The sequence below is a fragment of the Bradyrhizobium sp. CSA112 genome, from assembly GCF_029051645.1.
Lineage (GTDB): Bacteria > Pseudomonadota > Alphaproteobacteria > Rhizobiales > Xanthobacteraceae > Bradyrhizobium.
In genome coordinates this window covers 958986-980260 of sequence record NZ_JAACFS010000001.1, presented here as the reverse complement: position 1 = coordinate 980260, position 21275 = coordinate 958986, and the positions used below count along the sequence as shown (strand labels likewise).

The window sequence follows — 21275 nt, the reverse complement described above, 5'->3', positions numbered from 1 at the left end:
CCCTGCAACAATCCCAGCGCGCTCGGTATCGGCCGCACCGTCGAGATCGATACCACGGGCGGTCCTGGATTCGGCTTCGAACATTTCAAGGAGCTCGATTTCCTTCGCGACAAGGAAGTGGTTCTGACCTTTGACGACGGCCCGTGGCCGGTGAATACGCCTGCGGTCTTGAAGGCGCTGGCGGAGGAATGCACCACCGGCATCTTCTTCCCGATCGGAAAGCACGCCACCTATTATCCCGAAATCCTCAAGCAGGTGATGGCGGCAGGCCATTCCATCGGATCGCACACCTGGTCGCATGCAGCTCTGGTCAACAAGAAGCTGAACGAGCAGCAGCGCAAAGATGAAATCGAAAAAGGCTTCAGCGCCGTGAAATGGGCGCTCGGCGGCAAGTCGCCGGCGCCGTTCTTCCGCTTCCCCGCGCTGCAACACCCGCCGGAGATGGTGACCTATCTCGGCGACCGCAACATCGGGATCTTCTCCTGCGACCTCGATTCCTTCGACTTCAAGGCGAGCAAGTCGCAAACGATCATCGACAACGTGATGCGCAAGGTCGAGAAGAACGGCAAGGGCATCATCCTGATGCACGACTTCCAGAAGCACACCGCGGAAGCCCTGCCCGAGCTTCTGAAGAAGCTGAAGGACGGCGGCTACAAGGTGGTTGCGATGCGCGCCAAGACGCCGGTGCAAACCATCGCCCAGTATGACGAAGACATCGTCAAGGATCTGAAGCTGCCGACCGTGAGCTCGCGCCCGGTTTCCAGCGTCGTGCAGACGATTTCGGAATAACGCGGCGCGACACGTGCCGGCGCTGCGTATCGAGGGCTATGTCATCGTCTCCGCGGACGGCATGTTGGCGGATGCGCGCAACGTCATGCCTGACGAATTGAAGTTCGAGGGCGACAAGGCGTTCTTCACAGCCGCCCTCGACCGCGCCGATCTGATCCTGCACGGCCGCAATTCCTACGAAGACCAGCCGAACTCGCCGCGGCGCAGGCGGATCATCCTGACGCGGAAGGTAGACGCGATCGCGCCCGACCCGGCCAATTCGAAATCGACCCTATGGAATCCAGCGGGCGCGTCGTTCGAAGCCGCCTGCCATCATGCCGGCGTTGACGCCGGCACCGTCGCCGTGATCGGCGGCCCCGGCGTGTTCGGCATGTTCATGGACCGCTACGACGAGTTCTGGCTCTCGGTGGCGCCGCATGTCCGCCTTCCCGGCGGCGAACCTTGCTTCCCCGGCGTGCCCGCGCGTTCTCCGCAGAACATCCTGGCCGCGCATGGGCTGCACGCCGGCGAACCGCAGATGCTCGACGCCGCCCACCAAGTCACCGTCACGCCGTGGCGGCGCAACGCCTAGGGCGTCATCCTTTCGTACAATCAGCCTCGCCGTAAGCCAGCTCGGCCAGAGATCGCTTGACAGTACGCGGCCGCGGTTCCAACCTGAAAAGAAAAACAAAATACAAATCATCATCGGGAGGACCACGACATGTTGAGGTACGCTTCAACCATGATTGCAGCGGTGACTCTTGCAACGGTCACCGTGTTAGCTCAGCCGGTTCAGGCTCAAACCACAGAAAAGCCGTTAGTACTGAAGGGTCAGTCGACCCACCCCGCATCCTCGAACTTCCATCTCATCTTCAAATTGTGGGCGGAGACCGTCGAGAAAATGACGGCCGGACGTCTCAAGATCGAGACGCTTCCGGCGGGCGCGATCGTGCCCCCGTTCGAGGTGTTCGACGCCACCTCCAAGAACGTGCTCGACGTCGGTATGGGCCCGTTCGGCTATATTCTTGGCCGCAACACCGCGACGATACCGATGTCGCACGGCCCGCTATACGGCATGGACGGCTCGGACTACTGGGCCTGGTACTATGACGGCGGCGGCATGAAGCTGCTCGACGAGTTCTACCGCGACGTCCTCAAGCTGAACGTCGTCGGCTTCCCGATCCCGACCGACTACCCGCAGGGAATGGGCTGGTTCAAGAAAGAGATCAACAGCCTCAGTGATCTCAAGGGCTTGAAGTACCGGATCTACGGCATCGGCGCGGAGACCTACGGCAGGCTCGGCGTGTCGGTCGTCACCATTCCCGGCGGCGAGATCGTGCCGGCGATGGAGCGCGGCGTGATCGAGGGCGCCGAATGGATCAACTGCGAGGAAGACAAGAAACTCGGTCTGCACCAGGTCGCCAAGCACTACTACACGCCGGGCATGCACGAGCCCGTCACCGGCGGCCAGTTGATGATCAACGGTGACGTCTGGAAGAAGCTCACGCCTGATCTGCAGGAGATCATCAAGGTGGCGAGCGTTTACGCTACGACACAGCGCAACTTCGCCTTCAACCGCGAGACGGCGCATGCTTGCCAGGACCTGATCAAGGCGGGCGTCCAGATGCATCGCACGCCCGACGAGATCCTGAAGAACTTCCTCGACGAGTGGGAAAAGATTCAGGCCGAGCATGCAGCGAAGAACCCGTTCTATCGGAAGGTCATCGACAGTCAGAAGGCCTATGCCGAACAGATCGTGCCGTTCAAGCTCTCCTGGTTCCCGCCGTACAACTTTGCCGGCGAGTATTACTGGAAGAACAAGATCTACCTGACCAAGAAATGATCTCTCCGTAGTAGCGCAGCTGCTGGCGTCCGAACCGCCGGACGCCAGCACCGTATGAAGAGGAGTGATCATGGCGGCGGACACCAGCAGTGCTTCGGTCCCGGGCAATCCGGGCGGCGAGTTCCCGCGCGCCTTTTATGCGATTATACGGGCGATCGACCGCTTCACCGACGTGACCGGCAGGCTCATTGCTCTAACGATGCTGTTTCTGATGGTGACGATCTCCTACGAGGTCGTCATGCGCTACGGATTCAACGCGCCGACCGTTTGGGTTTATGAGTCGAGCTTCATGGCCAATGGTTCGGCCTTCATGCTCGGAGCCGCATATGCGCTGTTGAAAGGCGCACACGTTCGCACCGACATCTATTGGGAGAATTACTCGGAGCGAAAGAAGGGCGTCGTCGACCTGATCTCCTACTTGTTATTCTTTTATCCGGCCATGATCACATTCATGCTGATCAGCATTGACGACGCCTTGCACTCCTATGACACCGGCGAGCGCTCGCAGGAAAGCGTGTGGCGCGCGATCATGTGGCCGTTCCGGGCCACGATCCCCCTGGCAGCCCTTCTTCTCATGATCCAGGGCATCTCCGAAGTACTGAAGTGCTGGTACCAGGTCCAGTTCGGGCGCGAGTTCGTGCACAGAGAAAAGATCGAGATATGACGGGACTCGAACTTCTCGGACTTGTCATGCTCCTTGTGATGCTGGGAGCGATCTTCATCGGCCTGCCGATCAGCTTCACGCTGCTGTTTCTAGCGCTGATGTTCGGCTACGTCGGCATGGGCGAGCGGGTCTTCAACCTCGCCTACCTCCAGACCATTGGCCTCATGAAGCAGGACGAACTCGTCGCAGTTCCGATGTTCATTCTGATGGGGTTCATCTGCGATCAGGCCGGACTGATGGAGCGACTTTTCAAAGCGTTCCGCGACCTGTTTGCACCGATCAATGGCGCGCTCTACGTGGTCGTCATCCTCACAGCGACGCTGTTCGGCATCGCCGCCGGAACCGTCGGCGCGACGGTTACGCTCCTCGGCATCATGGCCGGGCCGATGATGATCCGGGCGGGTTATGACGTGCGCATGTCGGCCGGCGCTATTGCGGCCGGCGGCACGCTTGGCATCCTGATCCCGCCGTCGGTGATGCTGGTCGTCATGGCGCCCGTGCTGGATATCTCGATTATCGATCTCTATGCGGCCGCCTTCGGCCCGGGCTTCCTGCTGTCCGCCATGTTCATTGCCTACACCTTGATACGCTCTCACTTCAATCCGAAGCTCGGCCCGCCCGTGCCGATCGAGGACCGGCCCGATTCAATGCGGATCGTGCTGTGGGAGTGTGTGGTCGGTCTTGTGCCGGTTACAGTACTGACGATCCTGACCCTCGGCGCCATCCTCGCCGGAATCACAACGGCGGCAGAGGCCGCGGCGTTTGGCGCACTGGGGTCAATCGTCCTCGTCATTGCCTACGGCCGGTTCTCGTGGCGCGGGTTGCTGGATGCCTGCTACGGCACACTTGCAACGACCAGCATGGTGCTCCTCCTCGCGGTAGCTTCCAACGTGTTCGGTTCGGTCTTCTCATGGCTCGGCACGGCAACCTGGATGACCAATGCCTTGCTGGCCTCGCCGTTGCCGGCCTGGGGCACCATGTCCCTGCTGCTAGGCCTGATCTTCCTGCTCGGCTGGCCATTCGAATGGCCGGCCATCGTGTTCATCTTCCTGCCGATGCTGGCGCCGGTGGCCAAGGGCCTGGGCTACGACATGGTCTGGTTCGGTTGCCTCGTCGCGGTCGTGCTGCAGACCGCCTTCCTGTCTCCGCCGGTCGCCATGTCAGCCTATTATCTCAAGCAGGTCGTCAAGGAGTGGAACCTGAGAATGATCTACCGCGGCATGGCCGACTTCATGGTCATCCAGTGCGTCTGCGTGGTCCTGGTGCTGGCCTTCCCTGCGATCGCGATGTGGTTCCCGCAATGGCTGCAGGCGCGCAGGATAGCGGCGCGCACCGCGCAGATCGAACACGTCGCGCCGCCGCAGAATGCGGCCGCAGCACTCGATGGCCCGCGCATTGCGATCCGGAATTTCTGAGCGCGGCTTAAATGTCCCCGTAGGCCGGCTCATTCGGCCGCGGACCCTTGCCGTAGCCCGCGATCATGAACAGGGCACCGATGATCGACAGGTTCTTCAGAGCCTCGATCAACGTCGTGGCATTTTCGGGCGCCGGCTGATTCCAGAAATCGTGGAAATAGAAGGTCGTGGCGAGCACGAAGAAGATCAGCAGGATCGCGAAGAAGCGCGCGCCGAAATTGACCGCTATCATCAGGCCGGCGAGAATCTCGAAGCCGCCGACGCCAAACGCCAGCAATTGCGGCATCGGCATGCCCGCCATAGTTTCGAGCTGCGAGGTATAGGGCGCAAGCAGCGCCGGAATGGTCACCTTGGATGCAATGAAGTCCGCCGTCTGCTGTATGGCGAAGAGCTTGGTCGCTCCCGTGTACATGAAGAGGACGGCGAACAGAACTCGCCCGAAGGTGACTAACGCTGGCATGGGATCGGCCTCACTGAATTGCAAGCAAAGGTAGCAGGCGGCGCGAAACGATTATGGGCGTTTCGTCTCCGCTTTTCAAACGCTCAAATCGAAACCATCCGCGCAGGAACCTGCGCGCGCCCCAACCAGACCTCCCGATAGAAGCAGAACCAAGGCGCTTTCTTGATCATAGCGTTTTCGCGCGAAGCCAGCCCCGGACTTGATCCGGGGCCGGTAGCGGCTCGCGCGAAGAAAACGCGTCAGAACAAAAGGCTAGATCCCGATTTTGATTCAATCTGAACCGGAATCTATCCGAACAAGGTCGGCTGCTGACGGCCGGCGCGCTCCTGGGCTTCGACGGCGGCCACCGCCGTCATGTTGAGAATGCCGCGCGCTGTCACCCCGGGGGTCAGAATATGCGCCGGGCGCGCCGGACCGATCAGGATCGGTCCCACCGGCAGCGCGTCCGCCAGCGTCTTGATCATCTGGTAGGCGACATTCGCGGTGTCGAGGTTCGGCATGATCAGGATATTGGCGTCGCCTTCCAGCTTGGAGTGCGGCAGCACGAGCTTGCGCGCCGCGGCCGAGAGCGCGGTATCGCCCTGCATCTCGCCGTCGGCCTCGATCTCCGGATGCTTCTCCTTCAGAAGCGCGGTGGCGCGGCGCATTTTGCGCGAGGAGTCGCTGTCATAACTGCCGAAGTCGGAATGTGACACGAACGCGACGCGAGGCTTCATGTTGAAGCGCTGCACATGGATCGCCGCGAGCGAAGCCATCTCTGCGAGTTCTTCGGCGCTCGGATTGGGCCGCACCTGGGTATCGGCGATGAAATAGGAGCCCTTGGTGGTAATCATCATCGCCAGCGCCGCGAAATCGCTGACGCCGGGCAGGAAGCCGATGATCTCGCGGACATGGCGCAGATGGCTCATATAGCGGCCTTCGACGCCGCAAATCATGGCGTCGGCTTCGCCGCGCACCACCGCAAGGGCTGCGATGACGGTATTGTTGGTGCGAACCACGGTGCGCGCGGCCTCGGGCGTGACGCCGCGCCTTCCAGCCACGTCGATATAGGTCTGCACATAGGAGCGATAGCGCGGATCGTCCTCGGGATTGACGAGGTCGAAATCCTGCCCGGCCTTGATCGAGAGGCCGAACCGCTTGATCCTTGCTTCGACCACGGAAGGCCGCCCGACCAGGATCGGCCGCGCCAGTTTCTCTTCCAGCACGACCTGCGTGGCGCGGAGCACGCGCTGGTCCTCGCCCTCGGCATAGATCACGCGAACCGGCTGGGTCTTGGCCTTGGCGAACACCGGCTTCATGACGAGGCCGGAACGGAACGCGAAGCGTTCCAGGAGCGCGGTATATTCCTCGAAATTCTTGATCGGGCGCGTGGCCACGCCGGAGTCCATCGCAGCCTTCGCCACGGCCGGCGCGATACGCAGGATCAGCCGCGGATCGAACGGGCTCGGGATCAGCGAGCCTGGGCCGAACCCTTGCGCCTCGCCGCTGTCAAAACCCTGGGCTACGGCATCCGACGGCGGATCGCGCGCGAGCTGCGCGATCGCGTCGACCGCTGCATGTTTCATTTCCTCGTTGATCCCGGTGGCACCGACATCGAGCGCGCCGCGGAAGATGAACGGAAAGCACAGGACGTTGTTGACCTGGTTCGGGAAGTCGGAACGCCCGGTGCAGATCATGGCATCGGGGCGCACCTTGCGCGCCTCCTCCGGCATGATTTCCGGATTCGGATTGGCCAGCGCCATCACCAATGGCTGATCGGCCATCGACTTGACCATATCAGGGGTCAGCACGTTCGGCGCTGAAAGTCCTAAGAAGATATCGGCGCCGCCGATCACATCGGCCAGCACGCGGGCATTGGTCTTCTGGGCATAGACCGCCTTCCAGCGATCCATCAGCGTATTGCGGCCCTCATGCACCACGCCGTCGATGTCGCAGACCCAGATGTTCTTGCGCTGCGCGCCCATCGACACGAGCAAGTTGAGGCACGCGATCGCCGCCGCACCCGCACCCGAGCAGACGATCTTCACATCAGCCAGCTTCTTGCCGTTCAACAGCAGCCCATTGACGATGGCGGCTCCGACGATGATGGCCGTGCCATGCTGGTCGTCGTGAAACACCGGGATCTTCATGCGCTCCTTGAGCTGCGCCTCGATCTCAAAGCACTCCGGTCCCTTGATGTCCTCGAGATTGATGCCGCCGAAGGTCGGCTCCAGCGCCGCCACCGTCTCGACCACGCGCTCGATGGTGTCAGCGGCAATCTCGATGTCGAAGACGTCGATCCCGGCGAATTTCTTGAACAGGACTGCCTTGCCCTCCATGACGGGCTTCGAGGCCAAGGGACCGATGTTGCCGAGCCCCAACACCGCGGTACCGTTGGAGACCACGGCGACCAGGTTGGCCCGTGAGGTCAGCGCCGCCGCTTCGGCCGGATTGTTGGCGATCTCGGTGCAGGCTGCAGCGACGCCAGGCGAATAGGCGAGCGCGAGATCGCGCTGGTTGGCGAGCGGCTTGGTGGCTTGTATCTCGAGTTTACCCGGGCGCGGCAGCTGGTGGTACGCGAGCGCCGCGGAGCGGAGATCTTCAGAATAGGACGACATGCACTCCCCCCACGGGCTTCCACGGCCCCGAATTACGTGCCGAGGCTGGTCTTTATTCGAACCGTCAGTTTTGCGGCAGATTGACCCGGATGTGAAGCACGGGCAGCCACTTGGATGCAACATCCGAAAGCGTCCCCATCAACAGGGGGCATCGACGGAAAGCGCCAAAGCCGGTAGCATATTTTCCTCTCTACCCCCTTCCCTTGACCGACATATGGCAGTTTCGCCTCCCGCAATGTCGGCGTCCGGAGCACAACTGATGGTCAAGATACTGATGGGCCTGGCCGCTGCGGTCGTGATCGCGGTGGGCGGCTTCTTCGGCTTCGAGCTTTACACGCAGCATCGGATCGAAGGCGAGGTTGCGGCCGCGTTCGAGCAGATTCGTGCTGGCGGCGGCAAGGCAAGCCACGGCAAGGTGTCGTTTGACCTGCGCAGCCGCACGCTCAAGATCGCCGATATCGCCACTGAATCGGCCTCGCAGCCGCCGGTAGGCGTGAAGATCGCCAGCATCACGGCCTCCGGGGTCGGTCAGCCGGACGCGGCGCAATTCTCGGCCGATGCAATCGAGGCGATCGACCTCGAACTCAATGCCAGGATGACCGCCGGGGCGGATTGGCAAGTCACCTACAAGATGCCGCGGATCGCGGCGAAGGATTTTTCCGGCCCGGCAAGCCTGCCGCGGCCGCCGGCATCGCCCTCGATGATCGACCAATATCGGTTTCTTATCGAACAGCTTGGCGCGCTCACCGCATCCTCGATCACGGTACCCAGTGTCGCCGGCACCATGAACTCCGGAAACCCGGCGCTGGGGAGCGGAGAATTCGCCTACGCCAACGTCACGCTGCGCGACATCAAGGCCGGCAAGATCGCCGCCGTCACTGCCGACCGAATGACGTTCACAGGGACCACGCAAGCGAAGGGCAAGGCGGAGAAAGTCACCGGCGACCTTGCAAATCTCGCGGCACAGGATGTCGATGCCGTCGCGGCCGCAACAATCCTCGATCCGCAGCGAGCCAATGACGACCAATACTACCGCGTCTACCGGCAGATTACCGCGGGCGCCTATACGATCAGCTCGGGGCAAGGCCCAAAGGTGCGCATCGACGGGCTGACGGTCGACGATATCGGTGCACGGCCCTCGCGGCTGCAACTGGCTGCACTCCTTGCAACGATACCGGCCGGCACGGCCCAGCCCACCCCGGCGCAGGCGCGCGAAATGATGGAGCGGGCGGCCAAGATCTACGAGGGCATGCGCATTGGAAACGCCGAGATGCGTGGCTTTTCGATGGACATGCCCGAGGGCGGCTTCAAGCTTGCGTCGATGCGCTTTAGTCTGGAGAACGGAAAGACCGGCGAATTTGCAATTGAAGGTTTTGACGGCCGTACGCCGCAGGGTCCCATCAAGCTCAGCCGCTTCGCGCTCAAAAGCCTGGATATCGCAGGCCTCTTGCGCCTGACCGCGCTGTTCTCGAACCCGGCGCAACCGCCGCCGCCCGACCAGGCGCTCGGCATGATTGCCCTGCTCGAGGGCGCCGAGCTCAAGGGCTTCACTGCGCCCTACAAGAACACCGGCAGACTGATAAACGTCGACCTCGTCAACCTCGACTGGGGGCAGTTCGTCGGACCGATCCCGAGCAAGGCGCGGCTGACCGCGAAGATGTCCGGCCCACTCGACACGACGCATCCCGGCCAGCGAATGCTGATCGCCGCGGGCCTCGACAAGATGGCGATCGATCTCGATCTCGGCACGGCATGGACCGAAGCATCACGCTCATTCGTGCTGGAGCCAGCGACGGTCGAGCTTGGTGGCATGCTGAAAGCGTCCGCAAGAGTTTCGCTTGCCAACGTGCCGCGCGAGGTGTTCTCGATCAATCCGATTCAGGCAGCCGCGATGGCGACGCAAATCGAGGCCGGCGGAATCGAGCTCACGGTGCGCGATTTGGGTGGCGTCGATCTCGCGGTCGCCCACTATGCAAGGATGCAGAACGTCAGCCGCGACGCGGCGCGGCAGGCCATCGTCCAGGACATCAGGGCCAGCGCCGCCAAAACGGCGATCAGCAATCCCGATGCAGAGGCGCTCGCGGACTCGGTGGCGCGCTTCATCGAGACGCCGGGGACAACACTCACGATCAAGCTCACGCCGCTCGGCAAGGTGCCGGTGATGCAGCTATTCCAAATGTTGCAGACCGATCCGCTGATTGCGCTGGCTCAATTCCGGATCGCGGCCTCGACGGGGCTGTGAGCTACCTCTACTGCATCGCAAGTCCGTCATGGTGAGGAGCGCCAACGGGTCCGCGCGTAGCGCGGCCCGATGACAGGCTCCGCGCGTCTCCGGACGATGCTTCGCATCGCCGGGCGAACCATGAGGCCCGGTCTGTGGCCTGCATCCTTCGAGACGCCCGCTCGGCGGGCTCCTCAGTATGAGAGGGTTTGGAGCCGTTCCGACGCAGCTAACTCAGCTCCTACCCCTTGTCCGGCAGATTGAGCCGGATGTGAAGCTCGCGGAGCTGCTTGGTTGTGACTTCTGACGGCGCGCCCATCAGGAGGTCCACGGCCTGCTGGTTCATCGGGAACAGCGAGATTTCGCGCAGGTTCGTGGTGCCGCAGAGTAACATCACAATGCGGTCGACACCGGCCGCCATGCCGCCATGCGGCGGGGCGCCGTACTGGAACGCGCGGTACATGCCGCCGAAACGCTCGACAACGTCCTTCTCGCCATAGCCCGCGATCTCGAACGCCTTCACCATCGCTTCCGGCTTGTGGTTACGAATACCGCCGGAGGCGATCTCGTAACCGTTGCAGGTAATGTCGTACTGGAACGCCTTGATCGTCAGCGGGTCCTGCGTCTGCAACGCGTTGAGACCGCCCTGCGGCATCGAGAACGGGTTGTGCGAGAAGTCGACCTTCTTGTCTTCCTCGTTGTACTCGTACATCGGGAAGTCGACGATCCAGGCGAGCTCGAACCGATCCTTGTCGATCAGGTTCAATTCCTCCGCCACCTTGGTGCGCGCCAGGCCTGAGAACTTCCAGAATTTTTCCGGATCGCCCGCAACGAAGAAGGCAGCATCGCCATCCTTTATGCCGAGCTGCGCGCGGATCGCAGCCGTCCGCTCCGCACCGATGTTGTTGGCGAGCGGACCCGCACCCTCGCCGCCCTCGCGCCACATGATGTAGCCGAGGCCGGGCTGTCCTTCGCCCTGCGCCCACGAATTCATGCGGTCGCAGAACGCGCGTGAACCGCCCCCCACGCCGGGGATCGCCCAGACCTGGTTCTTTGGGTCTTCCAGCATCCGCGCGAACACCTTGAAGCCGGAGCCGCGGAAGTGCTCGGAGACGTCCTGCATCTCGATCGGGTTGCGCAGGTCCGGCTTGTCGGTGCCGTACTTGCGTAAGGCTTCCGCAAACGGAATCCGCGGCCAGCCTTTGGTGACCGGCTTGCCCTTGGCAAACTCCTCGAACACGCCGGTGACGACCGGCTCCATCGCCGCAAAAACATCTTCTTGCGTGACAAAGCTCATTTCAACGTCGAGCTGGTAAAACTCGCCCGGCAGGCGGTCGGCGCGCGGGTCCTCGTCGCGGAAGCATGGCGCGATCTGAAAGTAGCGGTCGAAGCCACTCATCATCAGGAGCTGCTTGTACTGCTGCGGCGCCTGCGGCAGCGCGTAAAACTTGCCGGGATGAATGCGTGACGGCACCAGAAAGTCCCGCGCGCCCTCCGGCGAGGACGCCGTCAGGATCGGGGTCTGGAACTCGAAGAAGCCCTGCTCCTTCATCCGCTTGCGCATGGAATCGACGATCGCGCCGCGGGTCATGATGTTCTGGTGCAGCTTCTCGCGGCGCAGGTCGAGGAAGCGGTACTTGAGCCTTATATCTTCAGGATATTCCTGCTCGCCGAACACCGGCAGCGGCAGCTCGGCCGCAGGCCCCAGCACCTCAATCTCGCTGACATAGACTTCGACCATGCCGGTCGGCAGTTCCGGGTTGTCGGTCCCCTCGGGCCGGCGGCGCACCTTGCCGTCGATCCGCACCACCCATTCCGAGCGGAACTTTTCGACTTCCTTGAACGCCGGCGAGTCCGGGTCCGCCACGCATTGCGTTATGCCGTAGTGATCGCGCAGATCGATGAAAAGCACGCCGCCATGGTCGCGGATGCGATGGCACCAGCCGGAAAGACGGGCGGTTTGCCCGATATCGCCCTCACGGAGCGCGCCGCATGTATGTGACCGGTAGCGATGCATGGAAGTCCCAAAAATCAGATGTCGGAGGTCAGAATCGGGGCCAAAGGCCGCGCGGATTGCGGGAGGGTTTACCCGACGCCGCGCAGGGCGGCAACCAATGGCGGGGCCTGTTTTGTGCCAGAAACGCGAGATTTCCGCTGTCGGCGGCCCAACCGTTTGCCTATTCCGTGCCCGCGCCTATCTTTAGGTCATGACCATCCATTTCCCGTTCCAGAACACCTATTCGGCCCTACCGGCGAACTTTTTCGCCCGTGTCGCGCCGACCCCGGTCGCCGCCCCACGGCTGATCAAGTTGAACCGGGCGCTGGCCGTCCATCTCGGGCTTGATCCCGATGTGCTGGAGAGCCCGGAAGGGGCCGAAATCCTCGCCGGAAAGCGCCTGCCCGACGGCGCCGATCCGATCGCGATGGCCTATGCCGGCCACCAGTTCGGCCAGTTCGTACCTCAGCTCGGCGACGGCCGGGCGATTCTGCTCGGCGAGGTCATCGACAAGGACGGCGTCCGCCGCGACATCCAGCTCAAGGGATCGGGACCAACGCCATTCTCGCGCCGGGGCGACGGCCGCGCCGCGCTCGGGCCGGTCTTGCGCGAATACATTGTGAGCGAGGCGATGTTTGCGCTCGGCATCCCCACCACCCGCTCACTCGCCGCCGTGATCACTGGCGAGAGCGTCATGCGCGAGACCATGCTTCCCGGCGCGGTGCTCACGCGCGTCGCCGCAAGCCATATCCGCGTCGGCACCTTCCAGTTCTTCGCCGCGCGCGGCGACACCAACGGCGTGCGCGCGCTGGCCGACCATGTCATCGCCAGGCACTATCCTGATGTGGCGAAGGCCGAGCGTCCCTATCACGCGCTGCTCGAAGGCGTCGTCGCCCGCCAGGCCGATCTGCTCGCGCGCTGGCTTCTGGTCGGCTTCATCCATGGCGTCATGAACACCGACAACACGTCCATCTCGGGCGAGACCATCGACTACGGCCCCTGCGCCTTCATGGACGAGTACAACCCGGCGCAGGTGTTCTCCTCGATCGACGAGCTGGGCCGCTACGCCTACGCCAACCAGCCGCGCATCGCGCTGTGGAACCTGACACGACTTGCCGAATGCCTGCTTCCGCTGTTCTCCGACGACCAGGACAAGGCGATCGAACAGGCGCAGTTCATCCTCGGCGAATTCGCCGAAAAGTTTACCGCCGCGTATCAGACCGGGCTGCGCAAGAAGATCGGCCTGTTCACCGCGCGCGACGGCGACGAGGCGCTGGTGCAGGACCTGCTCGACGCCATGGCGAAGAACACGGCCGACTTCACCCTCACCTTCCGCCGCCTGAGCGATGCCGCCGGCGACGAGGCCGCTGTCGCAGATGTCCGGGCGCAGTTCACCGATCCCGCCGCCTTCGACGAATGGGCGGTGCGATGGCGTCAGCGCTTCGCGGAAGAGCCGCAATCCGCCGGCGAACGGCAGGTCGCGATGCGCGCCGTCAATCCGGCGTTCATCCCGCGCAACCACCGCGTCGAAGCCGTGATCGCGGCCGCCGTGAACAAGGACTACGCGCCGTTCGAGGAATTGCTGACGGTGCTGTCTAAACCGTACGAGGATCAGCCGGAGTTCGCAGACTATGCCGAACCGCCGCTGCCCGATCAGCGCGTGCTGCGAACGTTCTGCGGGACGTGAGGTCGCGCTGACAGCTTGTAGGATGGGTAGAGCGAAGCGAAACCCATCAATAGCTCGCGTGATGCTGATGGGTTTCGCTTCGCTCTACCCATCCTACACATTGCCGTTAACCCAACTCCTTAAGCAGCCGTCCACCATCCGCCGACGCGCTTCATCTGCCGGTTCCACAAATTAAGAAGCCGTCAACACGCTCCCTACAATTCTATCGGTTTATCGGGGGGAATTGCGGTGGATGCCTTTGCTATCGAATTCGTGGGAATGGTGATGATTGCGCTCTGTCTCGCTGTGCTCGCGATTCCGTCGGGCCGTCGTCGGTCGCGGCACATCCACTACGAGTAGTCAGGTCGCGCCTCCATAACCCGAAAGGCCCGCGGAGACTGGCGATTGGCCCGGCGCCTCCGGAAACCGGCTGTTCGGGCGCCTGACCGAAAAACGCCGCCACGCGCTTGCCGTCTATGGCAATCCGCCCGCCAAACGACGTAAAAAAGCCGTGCTCAGGCTCAAATGCAGGGCTCAAATCTTCCGCGACACCCTTGACATATCAGCGTTTTCGGCAGAACGCCTGTCGGACGCGTCATGGATTGTTCATGGATCTGATTACCACCACTTCCGACCTCGCCGCCGCCTGCACCCGGCTCGCCCAGCACAAGGTCATCACCGTAGACACCGAGTTCCTGCGGGAGACGACCTACTATCCCCTGCTCTGCGTCGTCCAGATGGCGAGCGCGGACGAGGCCGTCGTGATCGACACGCTGGCGCCCGGCATCGACCTCAAGCCGTTCTTCGAACTGATGGGGAACGAGGCGGTGCTGAAGGTGTTTCACGCCGCCCGCCAGGACATCGAGATCGTCTGGCACCAGTCCGGCACCATTCCGCACCCGATCTTCGATACGCAGGTCGCGGCGATGGTGCTGGGCTATGGCGACAGCATTGCCTATGACCAGCTCGTCGAGCGCGTCACCGGCCACCGGCCGGACAAGACCCACCGCTTCACCGACTGGTCGCGCCGTCCGCTGACGCCCGAGCAGATGCATTATGCGATCTCCGACGTCACCCATTTGCGCGACGTCTTTGCCGCCCTCGATGCCGACCTCAAGAAGCGCGGCCGCAGCGACTGGGTCAGCGAGGAGATGGAAGTCCTGACCTCGCCAAGGACCTATGATTTCCACCCCGAGCGCGCCTGGGAGCGGCTCAAGAGCAGGGTCCGCAAGCCGAAGGAGCTTGCCGTGCTGATGGAAGTCGCGGCCTGGCGCGAGCAGGAAGCGCAAAGCCGCGACGTGCCGCGCTCGCGCGTGCTGAAGGACGATGCGGTCGGCGATATCGCCACCCACGCGCCGACCTCCCTGGAGCGGCTCGCCGGCCTGCGCTCGCTGCCGAAGGGCTTTGACCGCTCCAAATGGGGCGCCGATATCATCGCCGCCGTGCAGCGCGGCCTTGCCCGCGATCCCCACACGCTGCCGAAGATCGAAAAGCCGCGCGGTAATTCGAACGGGGCTGCAACCGTCGAGCTCCTGAAGGTGCTGCTGCGGATGACGTCGGAACGCCACGCCGTTGCCAGCAAAGTGATCGCCACCGTCGACGACCTCGACCAGATCGCCACCGATGACCACGCCGACGTCGCTGCCCTGCATGGCTGGCGGCGCGAATTGTTCGGCGAAGCGGCGCTAGCGCTGAAACACGGCCGGCTGGCGCTTGCGATCGAAAAAGGCCGCGTCGTCAGGGTCGACCGGGCTTAGCAAGCACTGTTGCTTTCATCCTTCGAGACGCATCGCTTTGCGATGCTCCTCAGGATGAGGTCTTAGACCCTCATGGTGAGGAGCGCGGCAACGCCGCGCGTCTCGAACCACGAGGCCACAGGCGCATGACTATGCCCAACTACCACTTCAGTTCGAGCCCCACCGTTCCCTGATGCGACTGCATCGCGGCGCGGAATTTGGCGTCGTAGTTGACGTAGAGCCGCGCGGTACCGGTGAGGCTCAGCGATGCCGAGCCTCCGGCATCGGCGCCGTACCGGCTCTCGCCGATACTCTGGAACGTAATACTCTGAACACCCTGGCTGACCGTGATATCGGAGAAATTCTGCACGACGTTGTCGACGAACTTGCCGTAGCCTGACAGGTCGAAAATCTTGCCGTCGAATATCCAGTAATGCCCGATCTCCGCGCCGATCAGCAGGCGTGCACGCTGCACGGTGGCGCCCGTCGCCATCACGGGGTCGAGGCCGCCAATCTCCTGCAGCGAGCCGGTCTGGGCGCGGACATATTCGAACGCCGCCTTGGGCACGATGCGGCCCTGATCCTTGGACCAGTAATAGCTGATCTCACTCAGGACGCCGTCGAGCCGCGCATTGTATCCGGCGGTCGCTAGCCCAAAGCCGGTGTCGCGCCGCGAATTGATGTTGCCGAAACCGTGCACCACCGCACTGGCCCAGGTCCATGGCCCGCTGTCGACGGAGGCAGTGAAACCGATCTGGGTCAGGTCGATCGTCGCCGATTGCAGCGCCAGCGGAATATCGATCGCAGAGCGGCTCTGGTCGATCGAAAGGCCGATATTGATGCCCGGCGCCACCCGCGCGCTGATGCCGGCCACGCCTCCCCAGGTCTTCCGGCTATCGCCGACGAAATCGCCGACCGCGCCGTTCTTCGTAAAGTTACCGTAGCCTTCGAACCAGGTCCGGTAGCGCGGCGCTTCCGTGCTTTCCGAGGCGCCGCCGCCGCCCGGATTGGTCCGCTGCAGGCGGTTGAAGCCGTTGCTAGACTGGTTGCCCAGCCGTTCGAGGAAATTGCTGCCGAGATTGGTCAGCGTTGCGCCCGACGACACCGCCGAATTGATCACCGTCGGCGTCGGGCTCGGCGTCGGCGAAGGCGTGGGTGTCGGGGTGGGCGTTGGCGTCGGTGATTGCGCCTGTGCCGCCGACATCACTGCGACAAGAACGACCGCAATCGCGACAAGCCGCGCGAGCGCGCCACCGGTCCCGATTTTTCGTGCCCACGAAAGCCGCGATGAGCAGCGCATGCAATCCAACCCCAAAGGCAAAAGCGCCGGCCCGAAAAATGCGAAAATCCCGATCAACCGGAGCGATTTGCCCCCAGTTCGCGGGAAGGGTCAATCGGTTAGCCCCCCGGCGCGCCGCCGAATACACGCCATTGTTGTCCGGTTGCCACAGCTCGCAGAATCGCCAATCGGTTTTCCGGCACTCGCCGAAACCTTGCGAACGCCCAAATTTCGTGTTGCAATCCGAGGTGCAATCGGATTCAGGCCGTTCGACTGTGCGCTTCGCGAGCAGGAAATCTAGCAGCTACCGGGGAGCCCGGTTGTGGCGTGGCACGTGGAAAACGTGGCCGCGTCTTTTTTGTATCTGGTCTAAACTTGGAGACAGGCGATGGCGATGCACAAGGGCACCGTCAAGTGGTTCAACCCCACCAAGGGGTATGGGTTCATCAAGCCGGCGGTCGGCGAGAAGGACGTGTTCGTCCACATCTCGGCCGTCGAGCGTGCGGGGCTCAGCACTCTCAACGAGAACCAGCACATCGAGTACGACCTCGTCGAAAACCGCGGCAAGACGTCAGCGGAAAACCTCAAGGTCAACTAGACTTCATCCACGTTGATTATCCCCCGGCCTCGCCGGGGGCTTTTGCCCTGCCCTGGAATTCAGGCTGCGGCCTGGCAACCGGCGATCTCGCGGAGCTCCGGATAGAATCGCGCGGTCATTCGGCCGACATACCGCCGCAAATTGTCATGGCTTGCGGCCGCCCGCTGCAGATCCGACTCGAACAGCGGACAAATCGCGCTGACCGCGAAGGCGAACATCGTGGCATCGATGCCGGCGGGCGCGCTACCCATGAAGAACGGCTTGTCGCCGAGATAGGCCGCCATCGCATCGATCGAGCGGATTCCGATCGCGGTGATCTCGTCGGCGGAGTGACGGCCGATTCCCTGGCCGTGCAACGTCTTGCGCAGGCGGCGGCGGATCATCGAGGCGACAACAGGCCGGACCGGCGCAGGCACGCTATTGAAGAAGTTGACCGGCCCCTTGCGGAAATTGGCATCGATCATCCAGCGGAAGTAGACGCTGGCCCAGTATAGATTGTCCTCCGCCATTTTCTCGAACGCCCAGGCGATGGCGAGCTGCTCGGCGGTGAGGCCCTGGTCGAAATCGATGCCGTATTTCTTTTCGAGGTGCCAGCGGATCAGCGTGGAGTCGCCGAGCAACTGGCCGTCGTCCTCGATGTAGGGGATCTTCCCCTTCGGCGCCTTGGAAAAGCTCATCAGCGCCTTTTCGAACGGGAGTTTCGACATCCGCAACAAGGTCTCGGCCTTGGTCACGAATGGGCTTGCGTCGGGAAGGCCGAAATTGGGCCCGGAGCCATAGAGCGTGATCATGGAACCTCGATGGATTTTGCGGAGCGCGGCTATCGCGCTCGGTTCGCGCACACCGGCAGATAATATCAGATCGTCCGCGGCGAAATCAGGGTGCCGTCGCGGTCAGCCCCGTCGGCAAGCTTGCAGATGCCCCCTTCGAGCCGAAGCCTGCCGCTCGCAAGCAATCGCAACGCCTCGGGATAGATGCGATGCTCGATGCCGAGGATGCGCTGCGACAGCGTCTCGGCCGTGTCGTCATCTGCCACCGTGACCGCGCCCTGCATCACGATCGGGCCGGCGTCGGTTTCGGGAATCACGAAATGCACAGTCGCGCCCGAGATCTTCACCCCGGCCTGCAATGCCTGGCCATGCGGATCGAGGCCCGGAAAGGACGGCAGCAGCGCGGGATGGATGTTGAGCATCCTGCCGTACCAGCGCTGCACAAAATCGGCGGTGAACAGCCGCATGAATCCGCCGAGGCAGATCAGCTCGACATTTTTTTCCTCCAGCGCCCGCTGCAGGACATCCTCGAAGCCGGCGCGATCCTTGCCGAACGGCTTGCTCTCGATGACCATCGTCGGGATGCCGCTCGCGGCCGCCTTTCCCAGCCCGAGGGCATCGGCCCGGTTGGAAATGACGGCGACGATCTCGGCCGGAAAATCCGCAGCCTTCGCCGCATCGATCAGCGCGGCCATGTTCGATCCGCGCCCGGAGATCAGGATGGCGACACGGCGCTTCATTGCGCGAGATCGAGATGGCCGTTGTAGACCACGCGATGTTCGCCCGTAGCCGGGATCACTTCGCCGAGCACGGCGACGGTCTCGCCGCTTTCGGTCAAAACTTCCGTCACCTGCTCGATTGCGTCCGGCTTGACGATGGCGATCATGCCGATGCCGCAGTTGAAGGTGCGCAACAATTCGAGTTCGGCGATGCCGCCCAGCTCCGCCAGCCACTTGAACACCGGCAGCACCGGCAGCCGTGCCAGATCGATGCCGACGCCGAGGTGCTTTGGCAGCACGCGCGGGATGTTGTCGGTGAAGCCGCCGCCGGTGATGTGGGCGAGCCCCTTGATCGCGCCGGTCTCGCGAATCGCGCGCAGGCAGGACTTCACATAGAGCCGCGTCGGCACCAGCAGCGCGCCGCCCAGCGTCATGACCGGCGAGAACGGCGCCGGCGCATCGAAAGCCACGCGGGATTGTGCGACGATTTTGCGGACCAGCGAAAAGCCGTTGGAATGAACACCGGATGACGCCAATCCGATCACGGCGTCGCCCACGGCAATGTCCGCGGTCGGCAACAGCGTGCCGCGCTCGGCAGCCCCCACCGCAAAGCCTGCGAGGTCGTAATCGCCGTCCTTGTAGAGCCCCGGCATCTCGGCGGTCTCGCCGCCGATCAGGGCGCAGCCGGACTCCCGGCACCCCTCGGCGACGCCGGCCACGATGGCCGCCGCGGCCTCGGGGTCGAGCTTGCCGCAGGCAAAATAGTCGAGAAAGAACAACGGTTCCGCGCCCTGGACCACCAGATCGTTGACCGACATCGCCACCAGATCGATGCCGATGCCGCCATGCAGGCCGGTCTCGATCGCGATTTTGACCTTGGTGCCGACACCGTCGGTCGCCGCCACCAGCACGGGATCCTTGAAACCCGCCGCCTTGAGATCGAACAGGCCGCCAAAACCGCCGATTTCGGCGTCGGCGCCGGCCCGGGCGGTGGCGCGGACCATCGGCTTGATGAGATCAACCAGGCGGTTGCCCGCATCGATATCAACGCCCGAATCCGAGTAAGTCAGCCCGTTTTTGCGGTCGATCATGCCCAATTTCCGTATGATGACCGCTGGTTACGAGGAATTCCGCGATCCTGCAATGGCTCGCGAACGCTTCTCGCATATACTATGTAGATAAGGTCCGTAGATAAGGTCCGGCCGAACCCGCCAAGGGCCGGATCTAGGCCGGGAGCCGGGAAGCGACCGAGTTGAGCATTCCAAATATCATTACGCTGGGGCGCATCATTCTGGTGCCGGTAATCGTCTGGGCGATCGTTTCCAGCCAGATGGAAATCGCCTTTGCGATCTTCGTCATCGCAGGGGTCAGCGACGCCGTCGACGGCTTTCTCGCCAAGCGATTCAACATGTCGAGTGAGCTGGGCGCCCTGCTCGACCCGCTCGCCGACAAGGCGCTCTTGGTTTCGATCTTCGTGGCCCTCGGCATCTGGGGCGCGGTGCCGCGATGGCTCGTCATCCTCGTGGTGTCGCGCGACATCATGATCGTCACGGCCGTCATCGTGTCATGGCTGTTCGACAAGCCTATTCCGATGAAACCGCTGATGGTCTCGAAGCTCAACACGGTGGCACAGGTGGCGTTCGCGGCGCTGGTGCTGGCTTCGCTCGGTTTCAACTTCAAGCCGGCGCCCTATGACGTAATCCTGATGGGTTTCGTAACGGTCTTTACTTTGGTTTCCGTCTCGCTCTATCTCGTCGAGTGGGTGCGGCACATGAGCACGATCGAAGCGCGCTAGATCATGCATTTGCCTGAGATCCCGGCCTGGAGACTTGCGTGGCAGTCCGCGTTCAACCTCGTCAGCTTGCCTTTGCACTGCCGCATGCGGAGAGCCTGACCCGCGACAATTTCCTCGAAGGGCCGGCCAATGAAGCCGCTCTCTCGCTGATCGAAAGCTGGCCGGACTGGCCGAACCGCATCATGCTGCTGGTAGGACCGGAGGGCTCCGGCAAGAGCCATCTCGCCGCGATCTGGGCCGAGCAGGCCGGCGCGCGCTCGACATCGGCGCATGCGCTTAACCCTGCTGCGGTCCCCGGCGCGCTCGCCACCGGGGCCCTGGTGGTCGAAGACCTGAGGCCGGCCGACTTCGACGAACGCGCGATGTTTCACCTCCTGAACCTGGCGCGCGAGGACGAAGCCTTTGTCCTGATCACGGGGCGGGTTCCGCCGGCGGCGTTCGAGGTCGAACTGCGCGATCTCGGGTCGCGGCTGCGCGCCGCACCCGTCGTTTCGCTATCGCCGCCCGACGACCTTCTGTTTCGCGGCCTGATCGTCAAATTCTGTGCCGATCGCCAGTTGAGCATCGACGAGACGGTCGTGAGCTACCTCGCGACCCGGATCGAGCGCTCCTATGCGGCCGCCCGCCAGGCAGTCGACCTCCTGGATACCGAGGCGCTGCGGCTCGGCCGGCCGGTGACCCGGGCACTGGCCGCGGAACTGCTGCGCAACGCCTGATCGGTCGGCGCGTGCTGCTTACTGCCGCCTTG

The 21275-nt window shown here is 63.0% G+C and carries 18 protein-coding genes; 11 read left to right on the top strand and 7 right to left on the bottom strand.

Annotation, left to right across the window (positions count from 1 at the left end; all coding sequences use genetic code 11):
- The 5 genes from GWE18_RS04850 to GWE18_RS04830 form a co-directional block, all read left to right on the top strand.
- A partial coding sequence (locus GWE18_RS04850; protein WP_275184627.1) for a polysaccharide deacetylase family protein occupies nucleotides 1–789 on the top strand: 789 nt, incomplete at its 5' end.
- Nucleotides 790–802: 13 nt separating this feature from the next.
- A complete protein-coding gene (locus GWE18_RS04845) occupies nucleotides 803–1360 on the top strand; it encodes a dihydrofolate reductase (RefSeq protein WP_275184626.1) in 558 nt (185 codons plus the stop codon).
- A gap of 129 nt (nucleotides 1361–1489) precedes the next feature.
- On the top strand, nucleotides 1490–2611 hold the full coding sequence (locus GWE18_RS04840) for a TRAP transporter substrate-binding protein (RefSeq protein WP_342804220.1): 1122 nt from the start codon (nucleotides 1490–1492) through the stop codon (nucleotides 2609–2611).
- A gap of 70 nt (nucleotides 2612–2681) precedes the next feature.
- Nucleotides 2682–3275, top strand: a complete 594-nt coding sequence (locus GWE18_RS04835; RefSeq protein ID WP_275184625.1) for a TRAP transporter small permease subunit — start codon at nucleotides 2682–2684, stop codon at nucleotides 3273–3275.
- Nucleotides 3272–4690 carry a TRAP transporter large permease subunit gene (locus GWE18_RS04830; protein ID WP_275184624.1) on the top strand — a complete coding sequence of 473 codons (1419 nt, stop codon included), beginning with the start codon at nucleotides 3272–3274 and terminating at the stop codon, nucleotides 4688–4690. The genes GWE18_RS04835 and GWE18_RS04830 overlap by 4 nt, the downstream gene beginning before the upstream one ends.
- Before the next feature lie 7 nt (nucleotides 4691–4697).
- Here the strand turns inward: GWE18_RS04830 and GWE18_RS04825 are convergent, their stop codons facing one another.
- Together GWE18_RS04825 and GWE18_RS04820 are read right to left on the bottom strand one after the other, a co-directional pair.
- Nucleotides 4698–5150, bottom strand: a complete 453-nt coding sequence (locus tag GWE18_RS04825; RefSeq protein WP_275184623.1) for a DoxX family protein — start codon at nucleotides 5148–5150, stop codon at nucleotides 4698–4700.
- Between the two features lie 287 nt (nucleotides 5151–5437).
- Nucleotides 5438–7747 carry an NADP-dependent malic enzyme gene (locus GWE18_RS04820; protein WP_275184622.1) on the bottom strand — a complete coding sequence of 770 codons (2310 nt, stop codon included), beginning with the start codon at nucleotides 7745–7747 and terminating at the stop codon, nucleotides 5438–5440.
- A 259-nt stretch (nucleotides 7748–8006) separates the two neighbouring features.
- Here GWE18_RS04820 and GWE18_RS04815 point away from each other — a divergent pair, with 259 nt between their 5' ends.
- The gene (locus tag GWE18_RS04815) at nucleotides 8007–9989 is read left to right on the top strand and encodes a hypothetical protein (protein WP_275184621.1); all 1983 of its coding nucleotides are present in this window, start codon (nucleotides 8007–8009) and stop codon (nucleotides 9987–9989) included.
- 220 nt (nucleotides 9990–10209) lie between these two features.
- On the opposite strand, the gene aspS is transcribed toward GWE18_RS04815, so the two are convergent.
- Nucleotides 10210–11985 carry an aspartate--tRNA ligase gene (aspS, locus tag GWE18_RS04810; RefSeq protein ID WP_275184620.1) on the bottom strand — a complete coding sequence of 592 codons (1776 nt, stop codon included), beginning with the start codon at nucleotides 11983–11985 and terminating at the stop codon, nucleotides 10210–10212.
- Nucleotides 11986–12175: 190 nt separating this feature from the next.
- On the opposite strand from aspS, the gene GWE18_RS04805 reads away from it, so the two are divergent.
- On the top strand, nucleotides 12176–13651 hold the full coding sequence (locus GWE18_RS04805; RefSeq protein WP_275184619.1) for a YdiU family protein: 1476 nt from the start codon (nucleotides 12176–12178) through the stop codon (nucleotides 13649–13651).
- 587 nt (nucleotides 13652–14238) lie between these two features.
- Nucleotides 14239–15387, top strand: coding sequence for a ribonuclease D (rnd, locus tag GWE18_RS04800; protein WP_275184618.1), 1149 nt, complete (start codon nucleotides 14239–14241; stop codon nucleotides 15385–15387).
- A 139-nt stretch (nucleotides 15388–15526) separates the two neighbouring features.
- Here the strand turns inward: rnd and GWE18_RS04795 are convergent, their stop codons facing one another.
- Complete coding sequence (locus tag GWE18_RS04795) at nucleotides 15527–16666, bottom strand: autotransporter outer membrane beta-barrel domain-containing protein (protein ID WP_275184617.1); 1140 nt, start codon at nucleotides 16664–16666, stop codon at nucleotides 15527–15529.
- Between the two features lie 373 nt (nucleotides 16667–17039).
- Here GWE18_RS04795 and GWE18_RS04790 point away from each other — a divergent pair, with 373 nt between their 5' ends.
- Entirely contained in the window at nucleotides 17040–17243 is a 204-nt protein-coding gene (locus tag GWE18_RS04790) for a cold-shock protein (protein ID WP_057851406.1), read from the top strand.
- A 59-nt stretch (nucleotides 17244–17302) separates the two neighbouring features.
- Here the strand turns inward: GWE18_RS04790 and GWE18_RS04785 are convergent, their stop codons facing one another.
- The 3 genes from GWE18_RS04785 to purM form a co-directional block, all read right to left on the bottom strand.
- On the bottom strand, nucleotides 17303–18034 hold the full coding sequence (locus GWE18_RS04785) for a glutathione S-transferase family protein (protein ID WP_275184616.1): 732 nt from the start codon (nucleotides 18032–18034) through the stop codon (nucleotides 17303–17305).
- Between the two features lie 65 nt (nucleotides 18035–18099).
- The gene (purN, locus tag GWE18_RS04780) at nucleotides 18100–18753 is read right to left on the bottom strand and encodes a phosphoribosylglycinamide formyltransferase (RefSeq protein WP_275184615.1); all 654 of its coding nucleotides are present in this window, start codon (nucleotides 18751–18753) and stop codon (nucleotides 18100–18102) included.
- Complete coding sequence (gene purM / locus GWE18_RS04775) at nucleotides 18750–19823, bottom strand: phosphoribosylformylglycinamidine cyclo-ligase (protein ID WP_275184614.1); 1074 nt, start codon at nucleotides 19821–19823, stop codon at nucleotides 18750–18752. The genes purN and purM overlap by 4 nt, the downstream gene beginning before the upstream one ends.
- A gap of 161 nt (nucleotides 19824–19984) precedes the next feature.
- On the opposite strand from purM, the gene GWE18_RS04770 reads away from it, so the two are divergent.
- Together GWE18_RS04770 and GWE18_RS04765 are read left to right on the top strand one after the other, a co-directional pair.
- Nucleotides 19985–20527: a CDP-alcohol phosphatidyltransferase family protein gene (locus GWE18_RS04770; RefSeq protein ID WP_028346428.1), complete on the top strand. Its 543-nt coding sequence runs from the start codon at nucleotides 19985–19987 to the stop codon at nucleotides 20525–20527.
- A 38-nt stretch (nucleotides 20528–20565) separates the two neighbouring features.
- Nucleotides 20566–21243: a DnaA/Hda family protein gene (locus GWE18_RS04765; protein ID WP_275184613.1), complete on the top strand. Its 678-nt coding sequence runs from the start codon at nucleotides 20566–20568 to the stop codon at nucleotides 21241–21243.
- Nucleotides 21244–21275: the final 32 nt, after the last annotated feature.